The sequence below is a fragment of the Bradyrhizobium sp. URHC0002 genome (assembly GCF_054059515.1).
Window position 1 is genome coordinate 2,515,123 of sequence record NZ_JBSSCF010000001.1, and the last position, 23,573, is coordinate 2,538,695.

Sequence of the window (23,573 nt, forward strand, 5' to 3'; positions counted from 1 at the left end):
GCGGTGAACCACCCCTTACCGCGTCTTAGGGTTAACAACCTTAGCGCGCGATCAGAACTTAGGTGCGCTGGAAAGCGTGCCGCGCCACAAAGGTCATCCGCCAGGGGTTGTGGCCGATGTTCTGATGCGCGCGCGAGGCGGTAAAGCCGGCGGCGGCGAGTTTCTCGAACATCTTGTCTTCGCCGTAGCGTTGCAGCCCGACGCGGGTGCGCAGTTGCCGGTAGTCCGACAGGGCCGTGCTCGCCAGCCCATACAGGGCGTCTTTCAGGAAGCCGTGGGTGCGTGCGAATTTCAACAGCGCCAGCACGTCTCTGCCCATGCCGACTTCGGGCCGCAGGATGTCGCCCAGCACCAGGCGACCGTTGGGCTTCAGCAGCCGTCGGGTGACGGCCAGCGCCGAATCCAGTTCGTCCGGCGTCATGTATTGCGCGACCGAATTCATGACGACGAGATCGATCGAGCTTTCCGTCATGCGCGTGAGATCTTCGAGCGAGCGGACGCGGATTCTGGTGTTCGGCGCAAAGCGCGCGATCAGCCGGCCGCGGACACCGGGGGCGGGCTCGGCCAGATAGAGCTGGGCACAGGCGTCGGCTACCCTGGCGGCGGACAGCGCCTCGCCGCAGGCATAGTCCAGCACGACGGAGTCGGGCGAAGAGATGTAGCCGATGATGTCGCGCGCGATGATCTGGAAATGCAGGTCGCGATGCAGCTTGCTCGCATAAATCGTATGCGTGGAATCGTAATAGTCGATCCATTCGTCCATGCGCGCGTCCGGTAAAATCATCGGGTTCCGGGCAGCGGAACCAGCCTGAAAGTGATGCGTTAGGTCGTCCGACGGCCAATGTCCACCGCCGCTAGAGCCGGTTCCTAACAGGAAGGTGCAACGTGAGCAAAACCAACAACAAATCCGACAAAGTATCCCCCGAACTCGATACGCCTACCGACCTGCCGCAGGCCGCGGTGGAGAAGATCTCCGCGTCGCTCAATACGTTGCTGGCGGATGCGTTCGCCCTCTATTTGAAGACGAAGAACTTCCACTGGCATGTCAGCGGGCGGCATTTCAACGACTATCATCTGATGCTGGACCAGCAGTCGGAGGCGATCTTCGCCACTACCGACCAGCTCGCCGAACGGGTGCGCAAGCTCGGCGGCATCACGATCCGCTCGATCGGACAGATCGCCAAGCTGCAGACCATCCAGGACAACAACGACGCCTATGTGCCGCCGCGCGAGATGCTGCGCGAATTGATGGAAGACAACAAGAAGATGGCGGCGGCCATGCGCAAAGCCCACAAGCTTTGCGACGATCACGAGGATTCCGGCAGCGCAAGCCTGCTCGAAGTCTTCATCGACGAGACCGAGCGCCGTACCTGGTTCCTGTTCGAGGCCAGCCGTCAGGAAGGCGCCAACGCGGCCTGAGCGCGGGTGCGCTCGAGCAGGCCCGCAGGGGCGGCCTTGCCATCCCTGCCGCCTGCGGCGGCTGCCTGCAGGACATTCCCGTCGCGTCCAGGCCGGTTTTGCGGTAGGCTGTGCTGTGGCTTCGAAGGGCGGCGGCCCGGAGCTTTTGCTGCGATCCGAAGGAGGCGGGAAATGCCTATCTCTTTTCCGATGATCGTTTTGAGCTCGCAGATGGTCGTTGCGGTGGCAGACGGCGTGCCGAACTTCGACATTGCGCGGAATTGCAAGCTCGATGTCGCCGCCACCACCGGCCTTTCCGTTGACCAGTCGATGAAGAGCTGCATGAACGATGAACAGAAGGCGAAGCAGCAGCTCGCAAGCCAGTGGTCGAAATTCCCCGCGTCAGGCCGGGCAAGTTGCACCTCGCAAGAAAGCGTCGGCGGCACGCCAAGTTACGTCAGTTTGCTGACATGCCTGCAGATGGGGCAGTGGAGCCGTTAGCTGTTCTGGGCTGGTTTCACTCAGGCAATCGGCGCGGGCTGCCTCCGGCCAAAGGGGTGATGCTGCGACGAACGCGTCACCGCGTCAGGCGTAATGATCGAACTCGCTCAGCGCGATGCGCACCTCGCGGGCAAAATCGACCAGCGAGATTGTGAAAGCGCCCAGCGAAATCATAAAGAAGATGGCCACCCCCCGCTCATGCTGGAGCTGAAAGAACGCGGTTATAAACGCCACGATAACAAGAAGCGTCACCGAAATGCTGGCGATCACCGCCCAGAAGATCGCCCGGTTCAGCATCGCCGCCCGCCGCATCAGGCGTGGTAGATCGACCTTGAGCCGGGATCGGACGGTGTCGTGATCCGGTATCCCGTTCAGGACAACGGTGCGGTCGATGATTCGGTTCAGGCGGGAAATCAGCACGGCGATGAAGGCTGCCAGTGCACCCAGCAGGAACGCGGGGGCTGCCGCCTGCGAAATCACCTGCGATAGCTGGCTGACGGACGGCGTATCTGGAATCATTGGATCTGTGCCCGCGATGCTTGCAAAATAGGGCCGCAGGTCACGACCCGGCGCCTCGGCGTCACGGTGCTGGTGGGAGCCATTGGCGAGATCGCGAACGTCAGCCAGACATTCCGGCCACCCTGATCCTAATATTTTCTGACGATGGGTTTTGTTGTCGGAGGCGCGCCGGGCGCCGGCGGCGAGATGGCGAAGGTGACCCAGGCATTCCAGCCACTGGGACGATTCTCTGCGGCAAACTCTCCGTAAGCCTTGAAATTGAGATAGCCCTGCATGTCACCGACCGGAAAAAGGAATCCGATCTGGGGACCGACGCCAACCACCTGGGACTGGAAGCAGCCGACACGGTCGCCGGAACCGCTGTCGCAGCCGATCCCCTTGTAGACATAGCCCACGAGGCCGACCATGACCTGCTTCGACAGGAATTGCGATGCACCCCAGTCGAAGTGCATATCGACGCCGCTTTGATATTGCGTCGAGGTATTCTTGAAATTGTAGGTGAAGCCGAGCACGCCGGAGAATTCGTGGCCGGTCTGCGGATTGAAATAGGTATAGCCGCCGCCGCCGTCGATCGCGCCGTGTCCGATGCCCAGATTTGACAGGCGGTCGGATTGGTAAGCGCCAACCGGGATGTCGCCGGTGACATAGGTCATGTAGTTGTGAACGCCGGCGTTCCAGCGCAATGCGAGTTGTGGCACCAGATCCCCAAAGCCCCACGTCGTGTCGCTGATGCTGTCGGACCGCGAGAACGGGATGCTGTTGCCCTGCGGGCCCGTGACCACGCCTGACAAGGTCCCCGCCAGGCTGGTGCCGACGACGCCATAGGCTGCTACCATGGACACCGACGCCTGGCCGCCGAGCACCGGCGTCGCGAATACATAGGTTGGGATCACAAAGCCAAGATTGCCGGTGCCGCTGACGCTCAAATTCAGATTTGCGTTGACGGTAAGGTTGCCCGGAACCCTGCCGAGCGAGAATTCGCGCGCACGCGCGACGTCGGCGCCCGCGGAGACGGAGGTGTGGTAGTAGACCGTCGCCAGCGACCAACCCGGCTGCTGCGGCGTGGCCGCCAGGCTTCCAAAGAAACCGGGAACCCAGAAGCTGATGCCGTTTTCATCGGCGTGTGCCACGCCGGGAAGGGCCGCCAGCATCGCAATCGACAGGCCGGCACCTGCATATTTGAGAAGGCCGTTGAGTCCCCGATTGAATGACTTGTGCGCCATCTGCTGCTCCCAATGCCCTGAGATCACAGTGATCGATCCGAGATTGACATGGATTGAAGGTCTCGTCGTAAGCTATTGGCGTGCTGAAATGATTCAGATCGAAATTCCATCGCGACTGTTGCGCTAAAGCCGCGAGAAATCGCCGCCTATTCACTCTAGCGGGCATTGCGAGAGTGTGACGGCAGTGGATCGGTCGCGGGACGATGCATATGGCGTGCATGGGGTCGCGCAGGCTGCGCCGGCGCCGAAGCGCCGGCGGGCCGTCAACTTTCATTGGGCCGAAATGCCCACCGTTGTTTGCGACTTCACGACCGGCGGCGGATTCCATTTGCCGGTCAGCGCTTCCGACTTCGGACTGTAGAGTCGCATGGTCAGGTTGAAGGCTCCCTTCGGCGCCGGAAGCCAGTTGGCTTCCATGTCCTTGCCGGGATTTGCGTTCTGAATGTAGAGGTCAAGGGAGCCGTCGGCATTTTGCTTGAACGGCATCCAGCTGGAGACCGCGAAGCGGTTCAGCGCATTGCCGACCTGGAACCCTTCAGGATCGTAAAGGGTGATCGACCAGAAGGCATTGACCGGCGGGGCAGCGCCTTTCTCGAACGTGATGGTGTACTTGTTTGCGCCATCGAGCGGCTTGCCGGACTCGTCGCCGAGATTGAGCGGATAGATGGCGTCCTCGGGCAGGTTCGCACCGAGTCCGACCTGAGCGACGATCGCCCGCTTCAGGTAGTAGTTGCCGTAAACGCCCATCGTGTCAGTGTTCATCGACCAGTTGTTGGCGACTCGCGCCAGCGTCGGCACCTTCCAGGCCATCAGCTTTTGCCCGTCCTGTGGCGCGGTCTCCAGCGCCCGTTGCACGGCTGGATTGAGCTTGCCGATGTCGAAGCTCTTGCCGGGCTCGATGCCGATCTTCTTCATCTGCGCGATGATCGGCTCGTCGGTGATATGCGGCGGATGAAGCTTGAGTAACTCGGCGGCATTGGCGAAATACACGCCCGCCGTCATGGTATCGACCTGGGTCTTTGGCGGCGTCTTCATGTCGACGCTTGGGTCGATCTTGACCTCGATCGGCTTCGGCGTCCTGCCATATTCCGAAAGCAGGGCGACCTTGTAGCCAGCCTGGATCTTGCGGACTGCAGCGTAGTCGGCCGGGCCGTCCGTCTTGGTGCGGCCAATCACCCAGACGTAAGGCGTTGGCGCATCGATCCGCTGGGTATCCTTCGGAAGCTTGAACTCCTCGGCGAACCTTTCACGCAGATCTGGCCTCCAGCCCGTGGGCGCCACCAGGAAGGTCCCCGCTTGGGTGCCCGTTGTTCGCCAGCCCGGCGAAGCAAACACATCGGTCCACATGTCGAGCATCGGCAACAGGTAGTAGCGTCCGTCAGTCTCGGGAACCGAAATGACGACGGGCTCCTTGGTCATGTCCAGCCAGGAGACGGAATACAACGTATCGAAGTTGGAGCGCACGACACCCTTGAAGTCTGCCGGCGGGTATTCGGGCACGTTTACGAACGTATTCATCGGGCCCTTGAAGGATTCCTTGCCCTGTTCGACGTTTGTGAATTGCTTACGGGACACGTCCATCGACAAGAGGGGGTAGAAATAAACATAGGCGTCGACCGCGATGGCGTGCGCCTCCTGTTCGGTGATCGGCGCCGCCGATTGGGCCAGCGCCGAGGATGCTGTCGCCGCACCAAGGCAGAGAGACAATGTTATTGGCAGGATTCCTCGAAACATGTCGAACCTCCTTTTCTGAATTGTTCAATTTTGATTTACGACTTCGTTCAATTCTCCTTGTCCAACGTCCCGGCATCTCCTGATGGTGCGTGCGCTGCTTCTTTCGGTTAACTGATCGGCATCATATCACCGGCCTTGGTCGACCGGCGTCGCGACTCCCCGCGTCTCGTCTCAGTAACAGTGCGGATAAGGATAATTCTGATCGGGTGATGGCTCGGTACCGCGCAACGTCGCGGTTACGGCGAGCATTCCGAAAATCGGGTTCGGTGTTGTGATGCGCATGACATCATTCCTTGTACAAAAAACCACGGAACGACTTGAAGCACTCGCGCTTGGGGCGCGCGAGCGAACGTGCAGCTGAATATGCAGCGTCTGCTGCATCTAACGCCGTATGGCGTCTGCAGAATCGAAACAGGATAGCTTTAATTTCGATGCTATAAATTTTGTTGTTGTGAATCACTTCGAAGGGCGACTTCAACTGCTCCACGGGAAGAAGGATAGCACAAACGAATAATGAGGGCCAGCCATGATCATTATTCTGTGCCTCTATGTCGTCGCGCTGTGGGCCGTGTTCTCGAAATTCAAACTGGTTCGATGGGGTTGGTTGTCGGGGACCGTCTCGCTGCTCATCGGCGGATTTATTCTCGCGACATTTCTCGCGCTTTTTAATTATCTGACGCCGTCGGGGCGCGTGACGGTGACCGGCCGCGTGGTGGAAGTGACGCCGAATGTGACGGGACAAATTGTCGCGATCCCGGTCAAGCCGAACGTGCCGGCGAAGGCCAGCGACGTGCTGTTTCAAATCGACCCGGCGCCGTTTCAATACAAGGTCGCGCAGCTTCAGGCGCAGCTCGATCACGCGAGTTGGGAATTGTCGCAGGCAACGATTCGCGCTCCGGCGGACGGTTACGTAACGCTCGTGACAGTGACTGTCGGGGATCGGGCGCTGCAGATGCACTCGGCGATGTCGTTCATCGTCGAGAACGAGATCACGCTGGTCGGAATGTTTTCGCAGAACGGCTTTCAGACCATCAAGGAGGGCACGGCCGTCGATATCGTTTTCGACAACGCTCCCGGCCGCATCTATCACGCCAGGATCACGGCGATTCCGAAGGGCATCGGCCAGGGGCAGGTCGCCGTGTCAGGGACGCTGGCGCGCACCAACGTGCTCGGCGGGGCGACAGTATTTCCGGCCGTAATATCGGACGGGATGAACCGCGATCAGCTTCGTCTGGGGATGTCCGGCAGCGCCACCGCGTTTGCCGGCAACGCGGGGGTGATCGGTCTTCTGGCGTCGATTCTGGTGTGGGTGGGCTCCTGCACGGCATATCTTTAGCCGGTTGGACGCAAAATGGTCCGAAATGCGCAAAAAAAGCGCGCGTCTTTAGATTGTGCTGCAAGATTCCGATAATCAATTTAAGCGAGCCTGTGGGAGGCTTGGCTATGATGAAAGCCGCCCGATCAGTCCGCGCAGTTGCCGCGGACGCAACCGGGCCCGTGCCGTGCATTACAGGCTGTTCGGATTTTGGGATCGAGCGATGCAGAAAGTAGTTGAACTTCGTGGCCCGAAGTCTGAAGCGTCGCCGGAGCCGCTGGCGGCGCCGCCGTCCATGGAACCGATATTGGCCGTCGTCGATTCATTGGCCCGTACCCTCGATTGCATCAAGACCATGTGCGCGACCGAGCCGACCGGGCCGATCCGCGACAAACTGGAGACTGAACGGGCTAATCTCGTCATCGGGCTTTTTGTCGCCCGGGTTGCCGCGATGCGGCTGTCTTCCGGCGAACAGGCAGCGGATGTTTCAGTCAACCCGAACTTGCCGATCGCCAGCCGCGGCTGACCCGATGCAAAGCGCTGCAGGCGCTATTTGCCGGAATGGCGCCGCAGCCAGGCCAGCAGCTTGCCGAAATCGGCCGACATCGCAGTGTCGGACTGCGACAGCTCGGTTTCGCTTCCGTCATCCTCGATGGTGATGGTGTAGCTCATTTCATCCCGCGCTCGCCCCGAGCTCTCGGGCACGGCCGCTGAAACGGCCGATGCCGCGAGCTTCTTGAGCTCGGAAGCCGCGGAATCGTCCAGGGCGGCTGAATCCACGACCAGGGGCGGGCGCTGCAGATTGATGCCCGCCGCCTGGCCGCCGTGTTTGGAAAGCGTAACTTTCATGTCCACCCATCCAGGCGGTGGTCAGGATTGACACGATGTTCGTGTCTCGACTCGAACTAATGCGGCTTGGATTTCAGGCTGGCGACCTCCTTTGACAGCTTCGATAGCTGGCTCGACATCTGCTCGATCTTGCGCATCATCTCCGCATCATCGTGGTGTCCATTGCCGGCTGCCGCGGCCGGTTGGTAGCGCATCCGGCTGGTTGTTGCAGCCAGTGTCAGGGCGCCGCTGATGCGGATGCCGACCTCTTTCCAGGCGGCCACCACGGCCTGCTGCTCCGCGCTCTGCGACCCGTAGAGCTCGCCTGCCTTGACGTGCGTCATGTCGGCGAATTCCTGGAATTGCATCAATGGCTTCGAGGCCTGAAGTGCAGCATACCAGATGTGTCCAGGCGCTTCCCAGGCGCTTCCGCCGATTCCGACCGCGGTGAGATAGAACGCCCGGTTCGGAATCCCGGAATTGATGTGCACGCCACCCCAATCGCCCCGTCGGGTGTCAGGCAACTGCGCAAACTTGCTCATATGGTCGGGCTGCGGATCCCGTCCGAACTGCTCGTTGTTGTAGGCCTTGCCCGGCGCCTTCATCGACCGGAGGGCATCCGCGTCGATCTCGGGCGTGAAGATCTCCGCGCCGATCAGCCAGTCGGCCTGGTCGGCTGTCTCCTTGCGGGCCCATTGCTTGACGAGCGAGCCGAAGACGTCGGACATCGACTCGTTCAGCGCACCTGGCTGATTGTGATATTCGAGTCCGGCCGTGAACTCGGTGACGCCGTGCGTCAATTCGTGGGCAATGACGTCGAGCGACTTGGTAAAGTCGGTGAACAGCACGCCGTCGCCATCGCCGAAAACCATCTGGCTGCCGTCCCAGAAGGCATTGTTGAAGTCTGCATCGTAGTGAACGTAGCCGTTCAGGCGCATGCCTTGTCCGTCCAGCGAGTCCCGGTCGAACACGTCCTTGTAGAAATCGCGGGTGCGTCCGAGGCCTTCGAATGCGCGGTTCACCGACTCGTCCGCCGAGGCGGGACCATCCTCGGGGCGTTCAATTGCCGCCGACGCAAGAATGGTGCTGTTGGCGCAGTCGAAGACCGTACGTCGGCCGTGTGCGGAGGCCGCTACGGCGGGCGTAAGGAGGCCCCTTACGGCTCGCTCGCCGCGCAGGCGTGAGGTCGTCAGCAGTGTTTGCAACGCTGCGTCGCTAATCCTCTTGTCCGGATTTTCGAGCAGCTTGTTGAGGATGTGGGGCGGTGTAATGCAGTTGATGCAGCGACATTGGTTCGTGAACATGAGAACCCTCCATCAAAATTACCTAAGGTAGAAATGAATGAGATACGCATGCAGTCTAAACGATCGCTCGACTATCTACCCGAGGTAGAGAGCGTCAAGCCCGCTAGCATACACGAGCTCACAAAAATAATTGAACGAAGGGTCAGTCTTGTTTCCACAACCGCGTCAACGGGCCTTGCGCTCCGCGCACCGGATCGGTGTTCGGCAGCTTTACTTCCGGGATGGTCTTCAGCGCCTTCGCGTGGTTCTCCGGCGTCGGCCGCGTGATCTGCATCGATGGTCCCGGCGGATAGGCGCCGACCACGCAGAAATCTGCGCTGGCCGATATCAACTGGTGGCCAGTCCCCGCGGGCAGGATCGCAACGTCGCCGGCAGCGATATCGAGTGCCTTGCCGTGGTCACCGCCGAACTGCACGCGCGCATGCCCACGCGCGACGCCGAGCGCCTCATGCACGGTCGAATGGTAGTGCAGGTAATCGTAGACGCCGTTGCGCCACATCGCGCCCCAGCCATTGGTGCCGAACAGGCCCTCGATGGTCTTTTCCGGGTGATCGTTGGCGACATCCACCGCGCGCTTGTAGACCAGGAACGGCAGGGGATTGTTGGGCACGAGGCCGTCGTCCTCGAAGACGAAGGTGAGGGGCTCGATGTCGGCGCTGACGACGGGCATGGTTGTCTCCGGAATCGCAGGGTGGGCAAAGGAGCCCTAGCGACGTGCCCACCATTATCTTGCTGTGTGCCAGATGGTGGGCACGCTTCGCTTTGCCCACCCTACGATTCTACAACTTCAAACTGTTGTACGCCGCTTACGTTCCCTTTGGAATCTCGAACACCAGACACGTCGTCGTCGCATGCGCGAGCAGCCGGCCTTTGGCGTCGGTGATGCGCGCCTCGGCGGTGGCGGCGCGGCGGCCGACGCTGAACGTCTTGCCTTCGGTGCGTACGGGGCCGGTATCCTTGGTCATGCCCTTGATGAAGGAAATCTTGAATTCGAGCGTGGTGTAACCGGTGCCGGCGGGAAGCGCGGTTTGGACCGCCAGCCCCATCGCGGAATCCAAAAGGATCGCGGCATAGCCGCCATGCACCGAGCCGATCGGGTTGTAGTGCCGGAAGCCCGGCACGCTGTGGAACACCACGTGGCCGGTCTCGGCGGTGGAATCGAACGGCTCGACGTTCTGCATGATCGGCGGCGCCGGCAATCGGCCGTCAAAGATGGCGCGGACGAAATCGAGGCCCGACATCGACGCCATTACATGCGTCGGCGTCACGCCGTATTCGACCGTCGGGGCGGGGGTTCTATGATCCATGTAGTATTCCTGTCGTTATAATTACGATCATCATACAAAGGCAATATCACCAAACCGGTGCGTTCGTCACATGATATCGCATCATGCTCCGGATTTGATCCACTCATGCGTTGACGTTGAATCGTGCTGAAGCCATCGGGCGCGCGTTCGCACGACCCGTTGGCTCGCAATGGTGGTGGAGGGCGCTTACGCCCGCTTGTTCGCCCGCATCAGGTCGGCGAACCGCTTGAACAGATAGTGCGAGTCGCGCGGGCCCGGCGAGGCCTCGGGGTGGTACTGCACCGAGAATACCGGCTTGCCCTTGAGCTCGATGCCGCAATTGGAGCCGTCGAACAGCGAGATGTGGGTCTGCGTCGCGCCCTCCGGCAGCGTCGCCTGATCCACGGCAAAGCCGTGGTTCATGGAGGTGATCTCCACCTTGCCGGTGGTCTCGTCCTTGACCGGATGGTTGGCGCCGTGATGGCCCTGATGCATCTTCATGGTCTTGGCGCCGACGGCCAGCCCCAGCATCTGGTGACCGAGGCAGATGCCGAAGGTCGGCGTGCCCGACGCAATCACCTGCTGGATCACAGGCACCGCGTATTTGCCTGTCGCGGCCGGATCGCCCGGGCCGTTGCTCAGGAAAACGCCGTCCGGCTTCATCGCCAGAATGTCTTCGGCCGAGGTCGTCGCCGGCACCACCGTGACCTTGCAGCCTTCACCGGCCAAGAGCCGCAAAATGTTGCGCTTGATGCCGTAGTCGATCGCGACCACGTTGAACTCCGGCTCGCTCTGCCGGCCAAAACCCTTTTCCCAGGCCCATGGCGTCTCGTCCCAGGTGAAGCGCTGGGCTGATGTGACCATCGGCACCAGGTCCATGCCTTCGAGGCCCGGCCATTCGCGCGCCTCTTCCTTCAGGCCGTGCAGATCGAACTCGCCGGTCTTCGAATGGACGATCACCGCATTCGGCATGCCCTTGGTGCGGATCAGCGCGGTGAGCGCGCGGGTGTCGATGCCGGACAGGCCGATGATGCCGCGGGCGCGCAGCCACTGGTCGAGATGTTTTGTGGCGCGGTAGTTCGAGGGATCTGATATGGCCGAGCGCAGGATCACACCGCGCGCGCCCGGCGTCGCGGCCATGTTCACCGTCTCGATGTCTTCATCGTTGGTGCCGACATTGCCGATATGCGGGAAGGTGAAGGTGATGAGCTGCCCGGCATAGGAGGGATCGGTGAGGATCTCCTCGTATCCGGTCATCGCGGTGTTGAAGCAGACCTCGCCGACGGCGTGGCCTTCCGCGCCGAGGCCAAAGCCCGCCAGCACGGTACCGTCGGCCAGCACGAGGAGCGCGGTCGGTTTGTGGTCCGGCCAGGCTGAAGCGTTTTCAGATGTTGTCATGAGCGCACTTCATAGTCGCAAGCGCCCCCGCCCGTCAAAGCCGGAAGGCCAGAAAACAGCGCGATTCACATGCGTTTGCTGCATATTTGACCGCCGGTTCCGGCGGTCTCGGCCGGTTTGGGCCAAATCGGCCTGAATCGGGTCATCCGGCTTGACCAATTCGAGCCGGTGCTGCGCGTTCCCTAGCCGCAGTAGGCGACTTTTGTCCACAAAGGCAGCAGGAAGAAGATCACGGCAGCAAGATCAAGCGGGTAGAATAGGAGCAACTTGGTCTTCAGGGACGTGGGCCGCGCGTTCGGCGCAGGAGGGTCGCCCGGATAGACCTCGAGATGATCGAAACTTGCCTCCCAACCCAGCCGGTATGTCAGGAAAGAAACCACGTCGTAGGCGAGCGGATACATAAAAAGGGTCAGGAGTCCTCCCGCTGCGGCGATCGCCAGCCACGACGATGCGGCTTCAACGCGATGGTCGCCAAGAGCTTCGCACGAATACGGGGCAAACCGGCTTGCCCAAAGCACCACAAGACACAATACCAGCGCAGCAAACTGCTTTTCGACCTTCATGCCAGTCCTTATATAGGCCGGGAGGATTAACCGAGCGTCTCTGGGCGAGAACTAATTCTCAGCATTCTCAGCGAGGAAATCATGCTGCGCGACGACATCAACAACGCGGTCAAGGACGCCATGAAGGCAAAGGACGAGCGCAAGCTCTCCACGCTGCGCATGGTCAATTCGACCATCAAGAACGCCGACATTGCCGCGCGCGGGGAGGGCAAGCCGCCGCTGACAGACGCCGATCTGCTTGGCGTATTTCAGAAAATGATCAAGCAGCGCCAGGAATCGGTCGAGCTCTACGACAAGGGCGGCCGCGCCGAACTCGCCGCGCAGGAGCGCGAGGAGATCGCCATCATTTCCGCCTACCTGCCCAAACAGATGTCGGAGGATGAGATGAAGGCGGCGATATCGGCCGCGATCGCCGAGACCGGCGCCGCCGGCATGAAGGACATGGGCAAGGTGATCGGCGTGCTGCGCGCAAAATTCGCCGGCCAGATGGATTTCGGAAAAGCCAGCGGGATGGTGAAGGCGGCGCTTGCGGGGTGAGTTTTTTCTGGACGAGCCCTCAGATCTTCGCCTGGCGCCCGTTTAAGTTGCGAATTTAGTGTTCCCGCGGACAATGTTTGCACGCGTCCGCTTTGGGTCGCGCATCGGACTGAAAGCAGACGTGGCGCGAGAACCGAAAGTGCCTGCCAGGAGCGGACGTGCAGCTGGACGGATGACAAGCTGGCTGCCTCCGGCGCTTGCGAACTATCTCACGCCTTCGTTTCGTCCTTCCAGTCGACCCAATCGACGTGATGTGCTTCGAGGTAGCGAGCGACGGCTGCGTCAATGGTCGGGAAGAACGACTGTTCGCCAAAACGTGCGAACAGTTCGAATCGTTTCAGCTTGTCTTTGACTGGATCTTTGAGCTCGGCAAAACGCAATTCTATGCCCTTGTCGTGCAGCGTTTCGTGCAACTCGGCGAGCACATCAGCGGAGGTTACATCTACGCTGGTTACGGGTTCCGCTGCCACGACAAACCAACGCACAGACGTAGGCGATTGCGCCACCGCATCCAGGACGCGCTCTTTGAACAGTTCGGCATTCGCGAAGAACAACGGCGCGTCCCATCGAAACAGAACCAGGCCAGGAATCCGGCGGGCATTCGGAAACCGCGTGATGTCATGATAGCCCTCGACACCATAAGCCCGGCCCAACACTGCAGAGTACGGGCGCCAGCCATCCCACAGGAACTCGATGATTGCGATGGCGATGGCCAGACCTATTCCCGGGATGACGCCGAGCACGGCCACGCCAGCGAAACACACGACAGAGAGCCAGAACTCCCATCGTTGGATGCGATAGATCCGGCCCAGGTCAGCAGTTTCGATCAAACCGATCGCCGCAGCTATCACAACTGCGGCCAACGCTGTCGTGGGCAAATGCTGAAGAAGGTTTGGCGCCACCAATAGCAGAAGGGTAATGGCCAGGGCGCCGACGACGCAGGTCAATTGCGTGCGGGCACCGGCGGCTTCGGCCACAGGAGTGCGTGAACTGCTGCTACTGACCGGGAAGCCCTGAAAAAATCCTGTGGCCAAATTGGCGGCTCCGAGTCCTATCAGCTCCTGGTTGGGATCGACCTTAGAGCCAGTTCGTGCGGCGAAAGCCCGCGAGAGCACGCTCGTGTCGGCGAACGACACCAGGGCAACGGCGCCACCTCCGATCAGCACTGGGAAGATGTCGGTCTGGACAATCCAGGGGACCGCGAACGACGGTAGACCCTGCGGAAGGGGACCCAGAACCGCGACGTCGCTGCGCGAAGCGAGGTCCAGCGCTGCAACGATGGCGGTTGCCGCGACGACCGCAATTAGAATTCCCGGTAACCGCTTGCTGCCCTTCAGCAGCAGGATCACGGCCAGCGTGCCCGTTCCTATCAGAAGCGCTGTCCAGTTCGTCTTTCCCTCAAATATCGCCTGAGCGATGGCCCATAGGCTTCTGATCGGTCCGTCGCTTTCAACGGAGAAGCCGAACAACTTGGGGAGTTGGCTGATCAATACCGTCAACGCAATTCCGTTCATGTAGCCGTACCGTATGGGCTTTGAAAGAAGTTCGGTAACGAAGCCGAGGCGCGCCACGCCTGCCAGGATGCACATCGTCCCCGAAACGATAGCCATCATGCTGGCCAACACGACAGCACGTCGGGCGTCTCCACCGGACAATGAAAGCACGACACTGAGGATGATGGCGGCTAGGGCTGAGTCCGGTCCCAGGACCAGGATGCGGCTGGGGCCGAACAGAGCATAGGCCAGCAGCGGTATGATCGTTGCGTAGAGCCCATATATTCCCGGCAAGCCAGAGGCCACAGCGTAGGCAATACCGACGGGCACCAGCATCGACGCCAGCACGAGCCCGGCAAATAGATCCTGCTGCAGCCACGCAGCATTGTATTGATGCAGAGTGCGCAACCCTGGCAGCCAGCGTAACCAGTCGATTCGTCCGGCCATTGGTCGTCACTCCTCGAATCCAGTTTTGAAACGCTACCTATATCGAATTTGCGCTCGCTGATCGCTGTACGGAGTTTCGCACTTCCGCTTAATGCGAGCATCCGCGCGACCGTCGTCGTTACTTCGCATTCGTGGCAATTGCCGCCGTTGCAAACGTGCATTTCCGCAAGGCTCCAGCCACCTCGGCGACCTCTCGAGTCCCGCTTCTCAAGAACCGGACCGCTACCGGTTTTGTGAACGCGTGAAGGGCACGAAGCGCACGGGGGCGACGGCGCGAGTTGTCGTCTTGTCAGGGGCGGTCTTCTCGACGACCGTGAGGTGCTGAATGCCATACTCGGCTCCCACCGGCATGACGAGCCGACCACCCACTTTGAGCTGCTCGATCAGCGGCGGCGGTATCTGTCCAAGCGCGGCGGTCACCACGACGGCGTCAAAGGGACCGCATTCGGGCCAGCCAACATAGCCGTCGCCAAGCCTTACGCTCACATTGTCATACCCGAGGTCTCTGAGTGTTTTCGTGGCGGCCTCGGCCAATTGCGGGATAATCTCGATGGTGCAGACCTTTCGCGCCAGGTGCGCAAGGATGGCGGCCTGGTAGCCCGAACCCGTACCAATTTCGAGCACGACGTGATCGGGCGCGACCACGGCCAACTCTGTCATCAAGGCCACGATGAATGGCTGCGATATGGTCTGGCCGCGGCCGATCGGAAGCGGCATGTCCGCGTATGCGATCGAGCAGGATCGCTCGGGAATGAACAGATGGCGTTTCGTTTGCCCCATGGCCTCGAGGACCCGCTCCGAGAAACCCTGCTGTCCCGAAACAACGGCATGGGACCGGGCGTAGTCCTTGATGGTTTCGACCATGGCGGCGCGTTCGCGGACGCATTGTTCGTCCTGTGCGGTCGCATCCCGCGCGGCGGCAGCCATGGAAAGCACCAGTAGCAGCATGGTCTTCATGATTGTGCTCCCGTCGGTCCACGCTTCGCGTCGACCGCTGAGCGCAACGAGAGAATTCGACCGATCAGCCGTTCAAGCGAAACACGGCGTCCAGCGAATGACCGCAATGCGTTCAGGCGGTCCTCCAGCAAGTCTTGATACCATGCCAGCACCTGGCCGGTAAGCTGACCCCTCGGCACACATTGCCGCGGCTGAAGCGGGAAGACCGCCACCATCGGGAACCTTTTCGCCGACGCGACATCCAATGGGTTCAATCTCCCTGGCAATTGTCGTGGAAAGGCATCGCAATGAATCCGAACGTACATGCACTGGATCGCGCAAGGGCGTCGCTGTCCGAGATCCAGAGGCCGAGCAGGGCCGAGGTCGAACAGGCCGTGCGCACCATCATCCGATGGACCGGCGAAGATCCCGAACGGGACGGCCTGCGCGAGACGCCGGCGCGGGTGACCCGCGCGTTCGAGGAATTCTTCTCGGGCTATGGTCAAGACCCCGTTGGAATCCTGAAGAAGACCTTCGAGGAAATCGAAGGCTATGACGAGATGATCGTGCTGCGCGGCATCCGTTTCGAGAGCCATTGCGAACACCACATGGCGCCGATCATCGGCCAGGCCTGGGTGGCCTACATTCCAAATGGCCGCGTGGTCGGTATCAGCAAGCTGGCGCGCGTCGTCGACGTCTATGCCAAACCGCCTGCAGATTCAGGAAAAGATGACCGCGCAGATCGCCAACACCATCAATGACGTCCTGGAACCGCAGGGGGTCGGCGTCATTATCAAGGCGTCGCATCACTGCATGACGACGCGCGGCGTGCACAAGCCGGACACCGACCTCGTGACCAGTCGCATGCTGGGCTGCTTTCGCGACAACGCGCTGACCCGCCAGGAATTTTTGGGAATGGCGACATAGAGCAACGAGAGCGGAAGAAGACACAGCGGAGGAAGAGATGGCCGATCAGCAAGCGCCACCCGCCGGTCCCGATCTGTCAAACGGCGTACCACTGTCCGAATTCGTGGGCGAGACCCTGCTTGGTCATGTCGGCGACGATGAAGTTGTGCTGGTGCGTTCGGGCGCCGAAATCTTTGCGATCGGCGCCCATTGCAGCCATTACCACGGGCCGCTCGCGGAAGGCCTCGTTACCGGCGAGGGCATCCGTTGTCCCTGGCATCACGCCTGTTTCGACTTGCGCACCGGCGAAGCCACCCGGGCGCCGGCGCTCAGTCCGATTGCAGTCTGGAAGGTCGAGCAGCAAGACGGTCGCATCTTCGTTCGCGAAAAGCGTGAACAGCCGAGCCCGCAGGCGAGGCCCACGGCCGATGCACCCCGCCAGATCGTGATCGTCGGCGGTGGCGCGGCGGGTTTTGCCGCCGCCGAGATGCTGCGGCGGCAGGATTATCGCGGCAGCATCGTGATGTTCAGCAACGAGACTGCGGCGCCGGTGGACCGGCCGAACCTCTCCAAGGATTATCTCGCCGGCAGCGCGCCGGAGGATTGGCTGCCGTTGCGGCCGGATGATTTCTATGTCGAGGCGAAGATCGATCTGCGGCTCAACACCGAGGTCACCTCAATTGACACCAACGCGCGCCATGTCGTCACTGCTGGCGGGGAGACCGTCGCTTACGACCGCCTGCTGCTGGCGACCGGCGCGGAGCCGGTGCGCCTGCCGATACCCGGCGCCGACCAGCCCCATGTTCACGTGCTGCGCTCGCTGGCCGATTCCCGCGCCATCATTGCCTTGGCCGATGGCGCGCGGCGCGCGGTTGTGATCGGCGCGAGCTTTATCGGGTTAGAGGCCGCAGCGTCGTTGCGCGCCAGAAATGTCGAGGTCCACGTCGTCGGACTGGAGCAGCGCCCGATGGAGCGCGTGCTCGGGCCGGAGATGGGCGACTTCGTCCGCGCCCTGCATGAGGAGCATGGCGTTATCTTTCATCTCGGCGACACCGTCACCGCGATCGAGGGTAAACGCGCAACGCTTAAGAGCGGCAGCGCCATCGAGGCCGATATCGTGGTGATCGGGGTCGGCGTGCGCCCGCGCCTTGGGTTGGCGGAGCGAGCGGGACTGGCGATCGATCGGGGTGTCACCGTCAATGCCTATCTCGAAACCAGCGTGCCCGGCATCTATGCCGCGGGCGATATCGCGCGCTGGCCTGATCCGCATTCCCGCGAGAACATCCGCGTCGAACATTGGGTGGTGGCGGAGCGCCAGGGCCAGACCGCGGCACGAAACATGCTCGGGCAGCGCGAGCCGTTCGATGCCGTGCCGTTCTTCTGGAGCCAGCATTACGATGTGCCGATCAATTATGTCGGCCACGCCGAGAAATGGGACGAAATCACCGTGGACGGCAATATCGCGGCTAAGGATTGCCTGCTCCAGTACAAGAGCCGTGGCCGCGTGCTCGCCATCGCCTCGATCTATCGCGACATCGCAAGCCTCGAAGCCGAGGTTGCGATGGAGAGGGCGCGGTCCCCTTAAGTCGGGAAGAAAAACCTTTCCCCGCGTCATGCCCGGGCTTGTCCCGGGCATCCACGTCCTTAAAACTAGCTATAAGCAAGAACGTGGATGGCCGGATCAAGTCCGGCCATGACAATAAACACCGGGGACGACGACCGACCGCCATGCTCACCGAAGCCTCCACCTACGACGAACTCTACCGCAACTTCCGCTGGGACATCCCGGCGCGCTTCAACATGGCGACCGCGTGCTGTGACCGTCATGCGGATGGCTCGGGCCGGCTGGCGCTGATCTACGTCGATGAGGACGGCGCGACCACGCGCACCTCGTTCGACGAGGTCGCGGAAGCCTCGCGACGATTTGCCAACGTGCTGAAAGCCGATGGTCTGGTGCGCGGCGACCGCGTCGCGGTGTTTCTGTCGCAATCCCTGGAATTGCCGATCGCCCATCTGGCGGCGTTTCGCTCGGGCATGATCTCGATCCCGCTGTTTGCTCTGTTCGGCGAGGACGCGCTGGAATTCCGCCTGTCGAACTCGGAGGCCAAGGCTGTTATCACCGACGGCAGCGGCTGGGAGAAGCTCAAGAAGATCCGCGACCGTCTTCCTGCGCTCAACAGCATCTACGTGATCGGCGACCGCGCGCCCGCCGGAGCCAAACCATTCTGGTCGCAGCTTAAGGCGGCCTCGCCGGATTTTACGACCGTCGACACCTCGGCCGACGATCCAGCCTTGATCATCTACACCTCGGGCACCACGGGAAATCCAAAGGGCGCGCTGCATGCGCATCGCGTCGTGCTCGGCCATCTGCCGAATGTCGAGATGTGCCACAATTTCCTGCCCAAGCCCGGCGATCTGATGTGGACGCCGGCGGACTGGGCCTGGATCGGTGGGCTGATCAACGCCGTGTTCGCGTTCTGGTATCACGGCATTCCGCTGGTCGGCCATCGCGCGCGCAAATTCGAACCGCAGGCGGCGATGGCGATGATGGCCGAACATTCCATCCGCAACACGTTCCTGCCGCCGACCGCGCTGAAACTGATGCGTCAGGCCGGCGTGAAAAATCCCGGCGTGAAACTGCGCAGCATCTTTACCGGCGGTGAATCGCTTGGCGGCGAACTGCTCGGCTGGGTCCGCGAAACCTTCGGCATCGATGCACATGAAGTGTTCGGCCAGACCGAATGCAACCTCGTGATCGGCAGCAATTCGAACCTGTTCCCGATCCGCCCCGGCGCGATGGGCAAGGCGACGCCGGGCTTCGATGTGCGCATCGTCAACGACAGGGGCGAGGAATTGCCGCGCGGCGAGCGCGGCATCATCGGCGTGCGCCAGCCGTGCCCGTGCACCATGATCGAATATTGGAAGAATGGGGATGCGACCGCCAAAAAATACGCCGGCGAATTTCTGCTCACCGGCGATCTCGGCGTGCAGGACGAGGACGGCTATTTCTGGTACGTCAGCCGCGAGGACGACGTCATCACCACCGCCGGCTATCGCGTCGGTCCCTCCGAGATCGAGCACACGCTGATGAAGCATCCGGCGGTGGCAATGTCGGCGGTGGTCGGCATTCCCGATCCGATCCGCACCGAATCCATCAAGGCCTGGATCGTGCTGCGCCCGGGCTTTGCGGCGGGCGATGAACTGGCGCGCGAGATCCAGGAGTTCGTCAAGGTGCAGCTCGCCGCCCATGAATACCCGCGCTTCGTGCAGTTCGCCGAGACGCTGCCGATGACGGCGACGGGCAAGGTGTTGCGGCGCGAGTTGCGGGCGCTGGGCTAGCATTGGTTTGAGGGGCAAATGAAAAAAGCTGCCAAGCGCGCTGCGGGCTTGCATCGCGCCTCGCTCACGAAGCTCCACGATTTGGACGCGGCGCTTGAGCTCATGTATTACGGCTGGCGCGGCATGACGCTCATGGCCGACCAGTATCTTGCGACGCTTGGCCTATCGCGCCCGCATCACCGCATTCTCTATGTCGTTGCGCGACAGCCCGACATCTCGATCGGCGCGCTGATCGATATCCTCGGCATATCCAAGCAAGCCGCGAATCGGCCGCTAAACCTGTTGCTGCAGCGTAAACTCCTGGCATCGAAGCGGTCGCCCGAGCAGCATCGCTCCAAATTGCTGCGGCTGACGGAAGCAGGAAAACGCATCGAGCAACGGGCATCGGACCATGAGCGCAAGGTTCTGCGCGAGGCGTTCGATCGTGTCGGCTCCCCCGGCGCTGCCGCCTGGATGGCCGTCATGGGGGTCATTGCCGACAACAACTGACCATTTTATCAGGTCAACGTAGTTGACGTGAGACTTGCCCTGTGTCATCTCTTCCCGGCAGTTGTACCGAGGGAGAGCGCAAGCATGAGCGGACAGACAATGGACCGCGCGGCGGCCGGACGCTTTGTCGAGGCGTGGTGCGCGAACTGGCGCAAGGTCGATATCGACGCGGTCGTTTCGCACTTCGCCGAAAATGCCGAGATGCGCAGCCCGCTGGCGCTCAAATTGACGGAATCCCCGGTCGTCGCAGGCGCCGGGAACATCCGCGCCTACTGGCAGAGGGCTTATGGCCACATCGAGAGCGCGGACCTGAAAATCCTGAACTGGAGCTGGGACGACACGATCGCGCGCCTGACGGTGTGGTGGCAGCTGGGCGACAGCCGCGCCAGCGAGTTCATGGACTTCGACGGTGCCGGCCGTGTGGTGCGCAGCGAAGCCTTCTACGGAAAGTAGCCATGCGATTTTCGGATTTTATTCTGCTCCTCAACACGCTCTGGTTCGGCGGTGCGTTCATGCAGTTCAGCATCGCGCAGGGCAATACGTTGAAGATACTGGTGCCCCGGGAGGAGCGCGGCAATCCGATCGCTCCGACCTTGTCGGCCAGCGTGGCATTTCTGGGCGCGATCAATCTGCCGATCGGTCTCCTGTCATTGTATCTCCTGGTGTTCCGGCCGCCCTTCTTTGCGGTGTACGACGCGCAGCTTGCGTTGTTCCTTTTCTTTGCGGCGTGTCACTTCAGTCAGTTCGCCTACAACCTTCCGGTCCTGATGCGGGGCGGACGGGTCGGGGTGGCGTATTGGCCCGTGTTGAAGGGCCCGATGCTTCGGATTTTTGCCATCGATGCGATGCTATTCGCAGCGAATCTTGTTGTCGCCCTCCTGCTCGTGTCCCGTTCCTGACAGCGCAATCCTGTATGCCGGTCTCTGTAGAGCAGGGCGGGCTGAGCTCACCGTCGTCGCTGCGAACGCAGGGACGACCCATAACCACCGGCGGCAATTGTTTGGGCGCTAGTAGTTATCCACCTTCTTTCCAATAATTATGGCCGCGGAGTATGGGTCCCTGCGCCCGTGCGCAATTGCGCACTAGGCAGGGACGACCTCCTGAGGCACCGTGCCGGCCCGATCAGCCCGCCTTCAGCACCGATCGCAACATCGACGCCAGATCGTGCCGGCGGAACGGCTTGTTCAGGATCCGCACCTGGCGGCCGAGCCCGTCGAGCGCTTCGACGGGATGTTCGGTGTAGCCGGAGGTCAGGAGGATCTTTAAGTGCGGCCGCAGGCGGGCTGCCTCCTTCGCCAGCTCGGTTCCGAACATGCCGCCGGGCATCACGACATCCGTGAACAGAAGGTGGATCTCCTCGGGCCCGCGCAATCTTGCGAGTGCCGCGGGCGCGCTTGACGTCACGATGACGCGATAGCCGAGCGCCTTCAGTTCGCCTTCGACATAGGCGCGCACCATGTCGTCGTCCTCGACAACGAGAATGGTTTCGCTGCCGGCGGGCTTGGCGAGCTGACTGGCCGATGGGGCGGCGTTCACCTGGGGCGTTGCGACGCGGGGGAAGAACAGCTTGACGACGGCGCCAAATCCCGGCTCGGAGTGGATCTGCATCGACCCGCCGGATTGCTGGACGAATCCGTAAACCATGCTGAGACCGAGGCCCGTGCCTTTGCCCACCTCCTTGGTGGTGAAGAACGGCTCGAAGGCGCGGCCGGCGACCTCCGCCGTCATGCCGGTGCCGGTATCGGTCACGGCGACCATGACATAATCGCCGGGCCGCGCCTGGCCGTTGACGTCCACATCGGATTCACCGAGCGAGGTATTTTGCACCTCGACCGTCAGCTTGCCGCCCGACGGCATGGCGTCGCGCGCGTTGAGCACCAGATTGAGCAAAGCGGAGGCCAGTTGACCGGGATCGACGCTGGCCTGCCACAGCTTTTCATCGAGCCGGAATTCGCACTCGATATGTTCGCCGAGCGTCCGGCGCAGCAATTGCTCCATGCCGACGATTTTCTGGCCGATATCGATGTCTCGCGGCATCAATGGCTGCTTGCGCGCGAACGCGAGCAGGCTCCGCGTCAGGTCCGATCCGCGTTCGGCGGCGGTCGCGATGCTCTCGGCGATGTGGTGCAGCTCCTTGTGTGCCGCCAGTTTCTCGGCAAGGTGTTCCGCATTGCCCAGAATGACGGTCAGCAGATTGTTGAAATCATGCGCGACGCCGCCGGTGAGCTGACCCATCGCCTCCATTTTCTGGGATTGGGTGAGCTTCTGGTTGAGCTCATCGATCGCGGCGCGCTGGCGCTCGAGCGACTCGGCAGTGCCGTTGAGTAGCGTCATCAGCCCGCCGAGTTCGCCCCGGGGGTGGGGCGGGGCAATCCGCGCGCTGAGATCGCCGAGGCCCAGTTTCGTCGCCATCGCCGCCAGGCGTCCGACCTGACGGCCGACGCTCACGGTAGCCAGGATCCATACGCCTGCGAACAGCAGCAGCGAGGCTACCGCGAGCATCGCCAGATCCTCGTACAGGCGGCGGTTGGCGGCGGCCACCAGTCCGTCCTTGGGCCGTCCGACCATGATGTGAAGTCCGGCATCGCGTAGCGGAGGGGAGCGCGCCGCGGCCCAGACATGGGGTCGACCGTCGTGCCCGGCCACTTCGCGGAATGGCTCGCGATTCGGCGAGGTCGCAAACCGGAACAGCTCCGAACTTGCAATCGACGCGCCGGCGGGCTCGGTCCAACCCTTGCTCTCGGGCGCGACCAGGACCATGCCTTTCCCGTCAACGAGCAGAATCTCGCTGTCGTTCGGCAGGCGCTTGCCGTGATCGTCAGCGAATTTCTTCAGGTTGAACGAGGCGAGCAGGATGAACTTCAGCTCGCCGGATTCCGTGCGCACGGGATAGGCGATCTGCAGCACGGAGATCCCCGTCAGCCGGCCGAACACGGGCTCAAGCGTGACGGCGCCGTGCGTAACCAGGGCCTGCTTGAAGTAGGCGCGATCCCTGAGATCGAGGGTCCGGTTGGTTCGCAGCGAGTCGCAGAACAGGCTGCCGTCCGGATTGATGGTCAATATGCCGGTAAACCGCGTGTATTCTTCGCGCACGGCCGACAGGAAGGCCGAACAGGCCTCCTTGTCGCGTGTGTCGAGATCGCGGGCGCGGGCGAGGCCATAGTGAAGCTGGGCCGTGCCCTGAATTTTCTCATCGAGATCGCTTAAGATATCGTTGGCGGTCGCCGACAGGCTGGCCAGCGCGGCGTCGATCTCGCCGGTGCGGTTCTGGACGAAGCGCAGTCCCACCAGGATCGCCGGCACCAACATTGCCGCAATCACAAGTATCAGCAGCCGAGTACGCAGGCTCATCGGTCG

The 23,573-nt window shown here is 61.7% G+C and carries 23 protein-coding genes and 1 pseudogene; 11 read left to right on the top strand and 13 right to left on the bottom strand.

The features are described 5' to 3' along the window. Window positions 1-58: 58 nt before the first annotated feature. Complete coding sequence (locus ACVWVY_RS12055) at window positions 59-763, bottom strand: class I SAM-dependent methyltransferase (protein ID WP_456626573.1); 705 nt, start codon at window positions 761-763, stop codon at window positions 59-61. 122 nt (window positions 764-885) lie between these two features. On the opposite strand from ACVWVY_RS12055, the gene ACVWVY_RS12060 reads away from it, so the two are divergent. Continuing rightward, the gene (locus ACVWVY_RS12060) at window positions 886-1,419 is read left to right on the top strand and encodes a Dps family protein (protein WP_456626574.1); all 534 of its coding nucleotides are present in this window, start codon (window positions 886-888) and stop codon (window positions 1,417-1,419) included. A gap of 171 nt (window positions 1,420-1,590) precedes the next feature. Further along, the gene (locus ACVWVY_RS12065) at window positions 1,591-1,899 is read left to right on the top strand and encodes a hypothetical protein (RefSeq protein ID WP_456626575.1); all 309 of its coding nucleotides are present in this window, start codon (window positions 1,591-1,593) and stop codon (window positions 1,897-1,899) included. Window positions 1,900-1,983: 84 nt separating this feature from the next. Here the strand turns inward: ACVWVY_RS12065 and ACVWVY_RS12070 are convergent, their stop codons facing one another. The 3 genes from ACVWVY_RS12070 to ACVWVY_RS12080 all read right to left on the bottom strand — a co-directional run bounded on the left by ACVWVY_RS12070 (window position 1,984) and on the right by ACVWVY_RS12080 (window position 5,375). Next, on the bottom strand, window positions 1,984-2,418 hold the full coding sequence (locus ACVWVY_RS12070) for a DUF2721 domain-containing protein (protein WP_456626576.1): 435 nt from the start codon (window positions 2,416-2,418) through the stop codon (window positions 1,984-1,986). A 128-nt stretch (window positions 2,419-2,546) separates the two neighbouring features. Then, the gene (locus ACVWVY_RS12075; RefSeq protein ID WP_456632179.1) at window positions 2,547-3,569 is read right to left on the bottom strand and encodes a SphA family protein; all 1,023 of its coding nucleotides are present in this window, start codon (window positions 3,567-3,569) and stop codon (window positions 2,547-2,549) included. A 342-nt stretch (window positions 3,570-3,911) separates the two neighbouring features. Then, window positions 3,912-5,375, bottom strand: coding sequence for a DUF1254 domain-containing protein (locus ACVWVY_RS12080; protein WP_456626577.1), 1,464 nt, complete (start codon window positions 5,373-5,375; stop codon window positions 3,912-3,914). A gap of 526 nt (window positions 5,376-5,901) precedes the next feature. Here ACVWVY_RS12080 and ACVWVY_RS12085 point away from each other — a divergent pair. Further along, a complete protein-coding gene (locus ACVWVY_RS12085; protein WP_456626578.1) occupies window positions 5,902-6,711 on the top strand; it encodes an HlyD family secretion protein in 810 nt (269 codons plus the stop codon). 202 nt (window positions 6,712-6,913) lie between these two features. Beyond that, window positions 6,914-7,216 (top strand): hypothetical protein, encoded by a 303-nt coding sequence (locus ACVWVY_RS12090; RefSeq protein WP_456626579.1) that lies wholly within the window; start codon window positions 6,914-6,916, stop codon window positions 7,214-7,216. Between the two features lie 23 nt (window positions 7,217-7,239). Here the strand turns inward: ACVWVY_RS12090 and ACVWVY_RS12095 are convergent, their stop codons facing one another. The 6 genes from ACVWVY_RS12095 to ACVWVY_RS12120 all read right to left on the bottom strand — a co-directional run bounded on the left by ACVWVY_RS12095 (window position 7,240) and on the right by ACVWVY_RS12120 (window position 12,069). Continuing rightward, window positions 7,240-7,539, bottom strand: a complete 300-nt coding sequence (locus ACVWVY_RS12095; RefSeq protein WP_456626580.1) for a protealysin inhibitor emfourin — start codon at window positions 7,537-7,539, stop codon at window positions 7,240-7,242. A gap of 56 nt (window positions 7,540-7,595) precedes the next feature. Beyond that, window positions 7,596-8,822: a M4 family metallopeptidase gene (locus tag ACVWVY_RS12100; protein WP_456626581.1), complete on the bottom strand. Its 1,227-nt coding sequence runs from the start codon at window positions 8,820-8,822 to the stop codon at window positions 7,596-7,598. A gap of 142 nt (window positions 8,823-8,964) precedes the next feature. Continuing rightward, window positions 8,965-9,492 (bottom strand): hypothetical protein, encoded by a 528-nt coding sequence (locus tag ACVWVY_RS12105; protein ID WP_456626582.1) that lies wholly within the window; start codon window positions 9,490-9,492, stop codon window positions 8,965-8,967. A gap of 136 nt (window positions 9,493-9,628) precedes the next feature. Then, window positions 9,629-10,129, bottom strand: a complete 501-nt coding sequence (locus tag ACVWVY_RS12110) for a PaaI family thioesterase (protein ID WP_456626583.1) — start codon at window positions 10,127-10,129, stop codon at window positions 9,629-9,631. Window positions 10,130-10,315: 186 nt separating this feature from the next. Continuing rightward, window positions 10,316-11,506 carry a glutamine-hydrolyzing carbamoyl-phosphate synthase small subunit gene (gene carA, locus ACVWVY_RS12115; RefSeq protein WP_456626584.1) on the bottom strand — a complete coding sequence of 397 codons (1,191 nt, stop codon included), beginning with the start codon at window positions 11,504-11,506 and terminating at the stop codon, window positions 10,316-10,318. Between the two features lie 182 nt (window positions 11,507-11,688). After that, the gene (locus ACVWVY_RS12120; RefSeq protein WP_456626585.1) at window positions 11,689-12,069 is read right to left on the bottom strand and encodes a hypothetical protein; all 381 of its coding nucleotides are present in this window, start codon (window positions 12,067-12,069) and stop codon (window positions 11,689-11,691) included. Between the two features lie 81 nt (window positions 12,070-12,150). On the opposite strand from ACVWVY_RS12120, the gene ACVWVY_RS12125 reads away from it, so the two are divergent. Next, window positions 12,151-12,606 (top strand): GatB/YqeY domain-containing protein, encoded by a 456-nt coding sequence (locus ACVWVY_RS12125; RefSeq protein ID WP_456626586.1) that lies wholly within the window; start codon window positions 12,151-12,153, stop codon window positions 12,604-12,606. Between the two features lie 209 nt (window positions 12,607-12,815). On the opposite strand, the gene ACVWVY_RS12130 is transcribed toward ACVWVY_RS12125, so the two are convergent. Both ACVWVY_RS12130 and ACVWVY_RS12135 read right to left on the bottom strand, forming a co-directional pair. Next, window positions 12,816-14,546, bottom strand: coding sequence for a SulP family inorganic anion transporter (locus tag ACVWVY_RS12130; protein ID WP_456626587.1), 1,731 nt, complete (start codon window positions 14,544-14,546; stop codon window positions 12,816-12,818). Between the two features lie 222 nt (window positions 14,547-14,768). Beyond that, window positions 14,769-15,473 carry a protein-L-isoaspartate(D-aspartate) O-methyltransferase gene (locus ACVWVY_RS12135; protein ID WP_456632180.1) on the bottom strand — a complete coding sequence of 235 codons (705 nt, stop codon included), beginning with the start codon at window positions 15,471-15,473 and terminating at the stop codon, window positions 14,769-14,771. Window positions 15,474-15,790: 317 nt separating this feature from the next. On the opposite strand from ACVWVY_RS12135, the pseudogene folE reads away from it, so the two are divergent. The 6 genes and pseudogenes from folE (at window position 15,791) to ACVWVY_RS12165 (ending at window position 21,115) form a co-directional block, all read left to right on the top strand. Then, a pseudogene (folE, locus tag ACVWVY_RS12140) lies at window positions 15,791-16,409 on the top strand (GTP cyclohydrolase I FolE). 37 nt (window positions 16,410-16,446) lie between these two features. Next, window positions 16,447-17,973, top strand: a complete 1,527-nt coding sequence (locus tag ACVWVY_RS12145) for an FAD-dependent oxidoreductase (protein WP_456626588.1) — start codon at window positions 16,447-16,449, stop codon at window positions 17,971-17,973. 143 nt (window positions 17,974-18,116) lie between these two features. After that, the gene (locus tag ACVWVY_RS12150) at window positions 18,117-19,727 is read left to right on the top strand and encodes an acyl-CoA synthetase (protein WP_456626589.1); all 1,611 of its coding nucleotides are present in this window, start codon (window positions 18,117-18,119) and stop codon (window positions 19,725-19,727) included. 18 nt (window positions 19,728-19,745) lie between these two features. Beyond that, window positions 19,746-20,216, top strand: a complete 471-nt coding sequence (locus ACVWVY_RS12155; RefSeq protein ID WP_456626590.1) for a MarR family transcriptional regulator — start codon at window positions 19,746-19,748, stop codon at window positions 20,214-20,216. A gap of 84 nt (window positions 20,217-20,300) precedes the next feature. Next, the gene (locus ACVWVY_RS12160) at window positions 20,301-20,669 is read left to right on the top strand and encodes a nuclear transport factor 2 family protein (RefSeq protein WP_456626591.1); all 369 of its coding nucleotides are present in this window, start codon (window positions 20,301-20,303) and stop codon (window positions 20,667-20,669) included. A 2-nt stretch (window positions 20,670-20,671) separates the two neighbouring features. Next, entirely contained in the window at window positions 20,672-21,115 is a 444-nt protein-coding gene (locus ACVWVY_RS12165; RefSeq protein ID WP_456626592.1) for a hypothetical protein, read from the top strand. A 223-nt stretch (window positions 21,116-21,338) separates the two neighbouring features. Here the strand turns inward: ACVWVY_RS12165 and ACVWVY_RS12170 are convergent, their stop codons facing one another. Beyond that, window positions 21,339-23,567: an ATP-binding protein gene (locus tag ACVWVY_RS12170; RefSeq protein ID WP_456626593.1), complete on the bottom strand. Its 2,229-nt coding sequence runs from the start codon at window positions 23,565-23,567 to the stop codon at window positions 21,339-21,341. Between the last annotated feature and the right edge of the window lie 6 nt (window positions 23,568-23,573).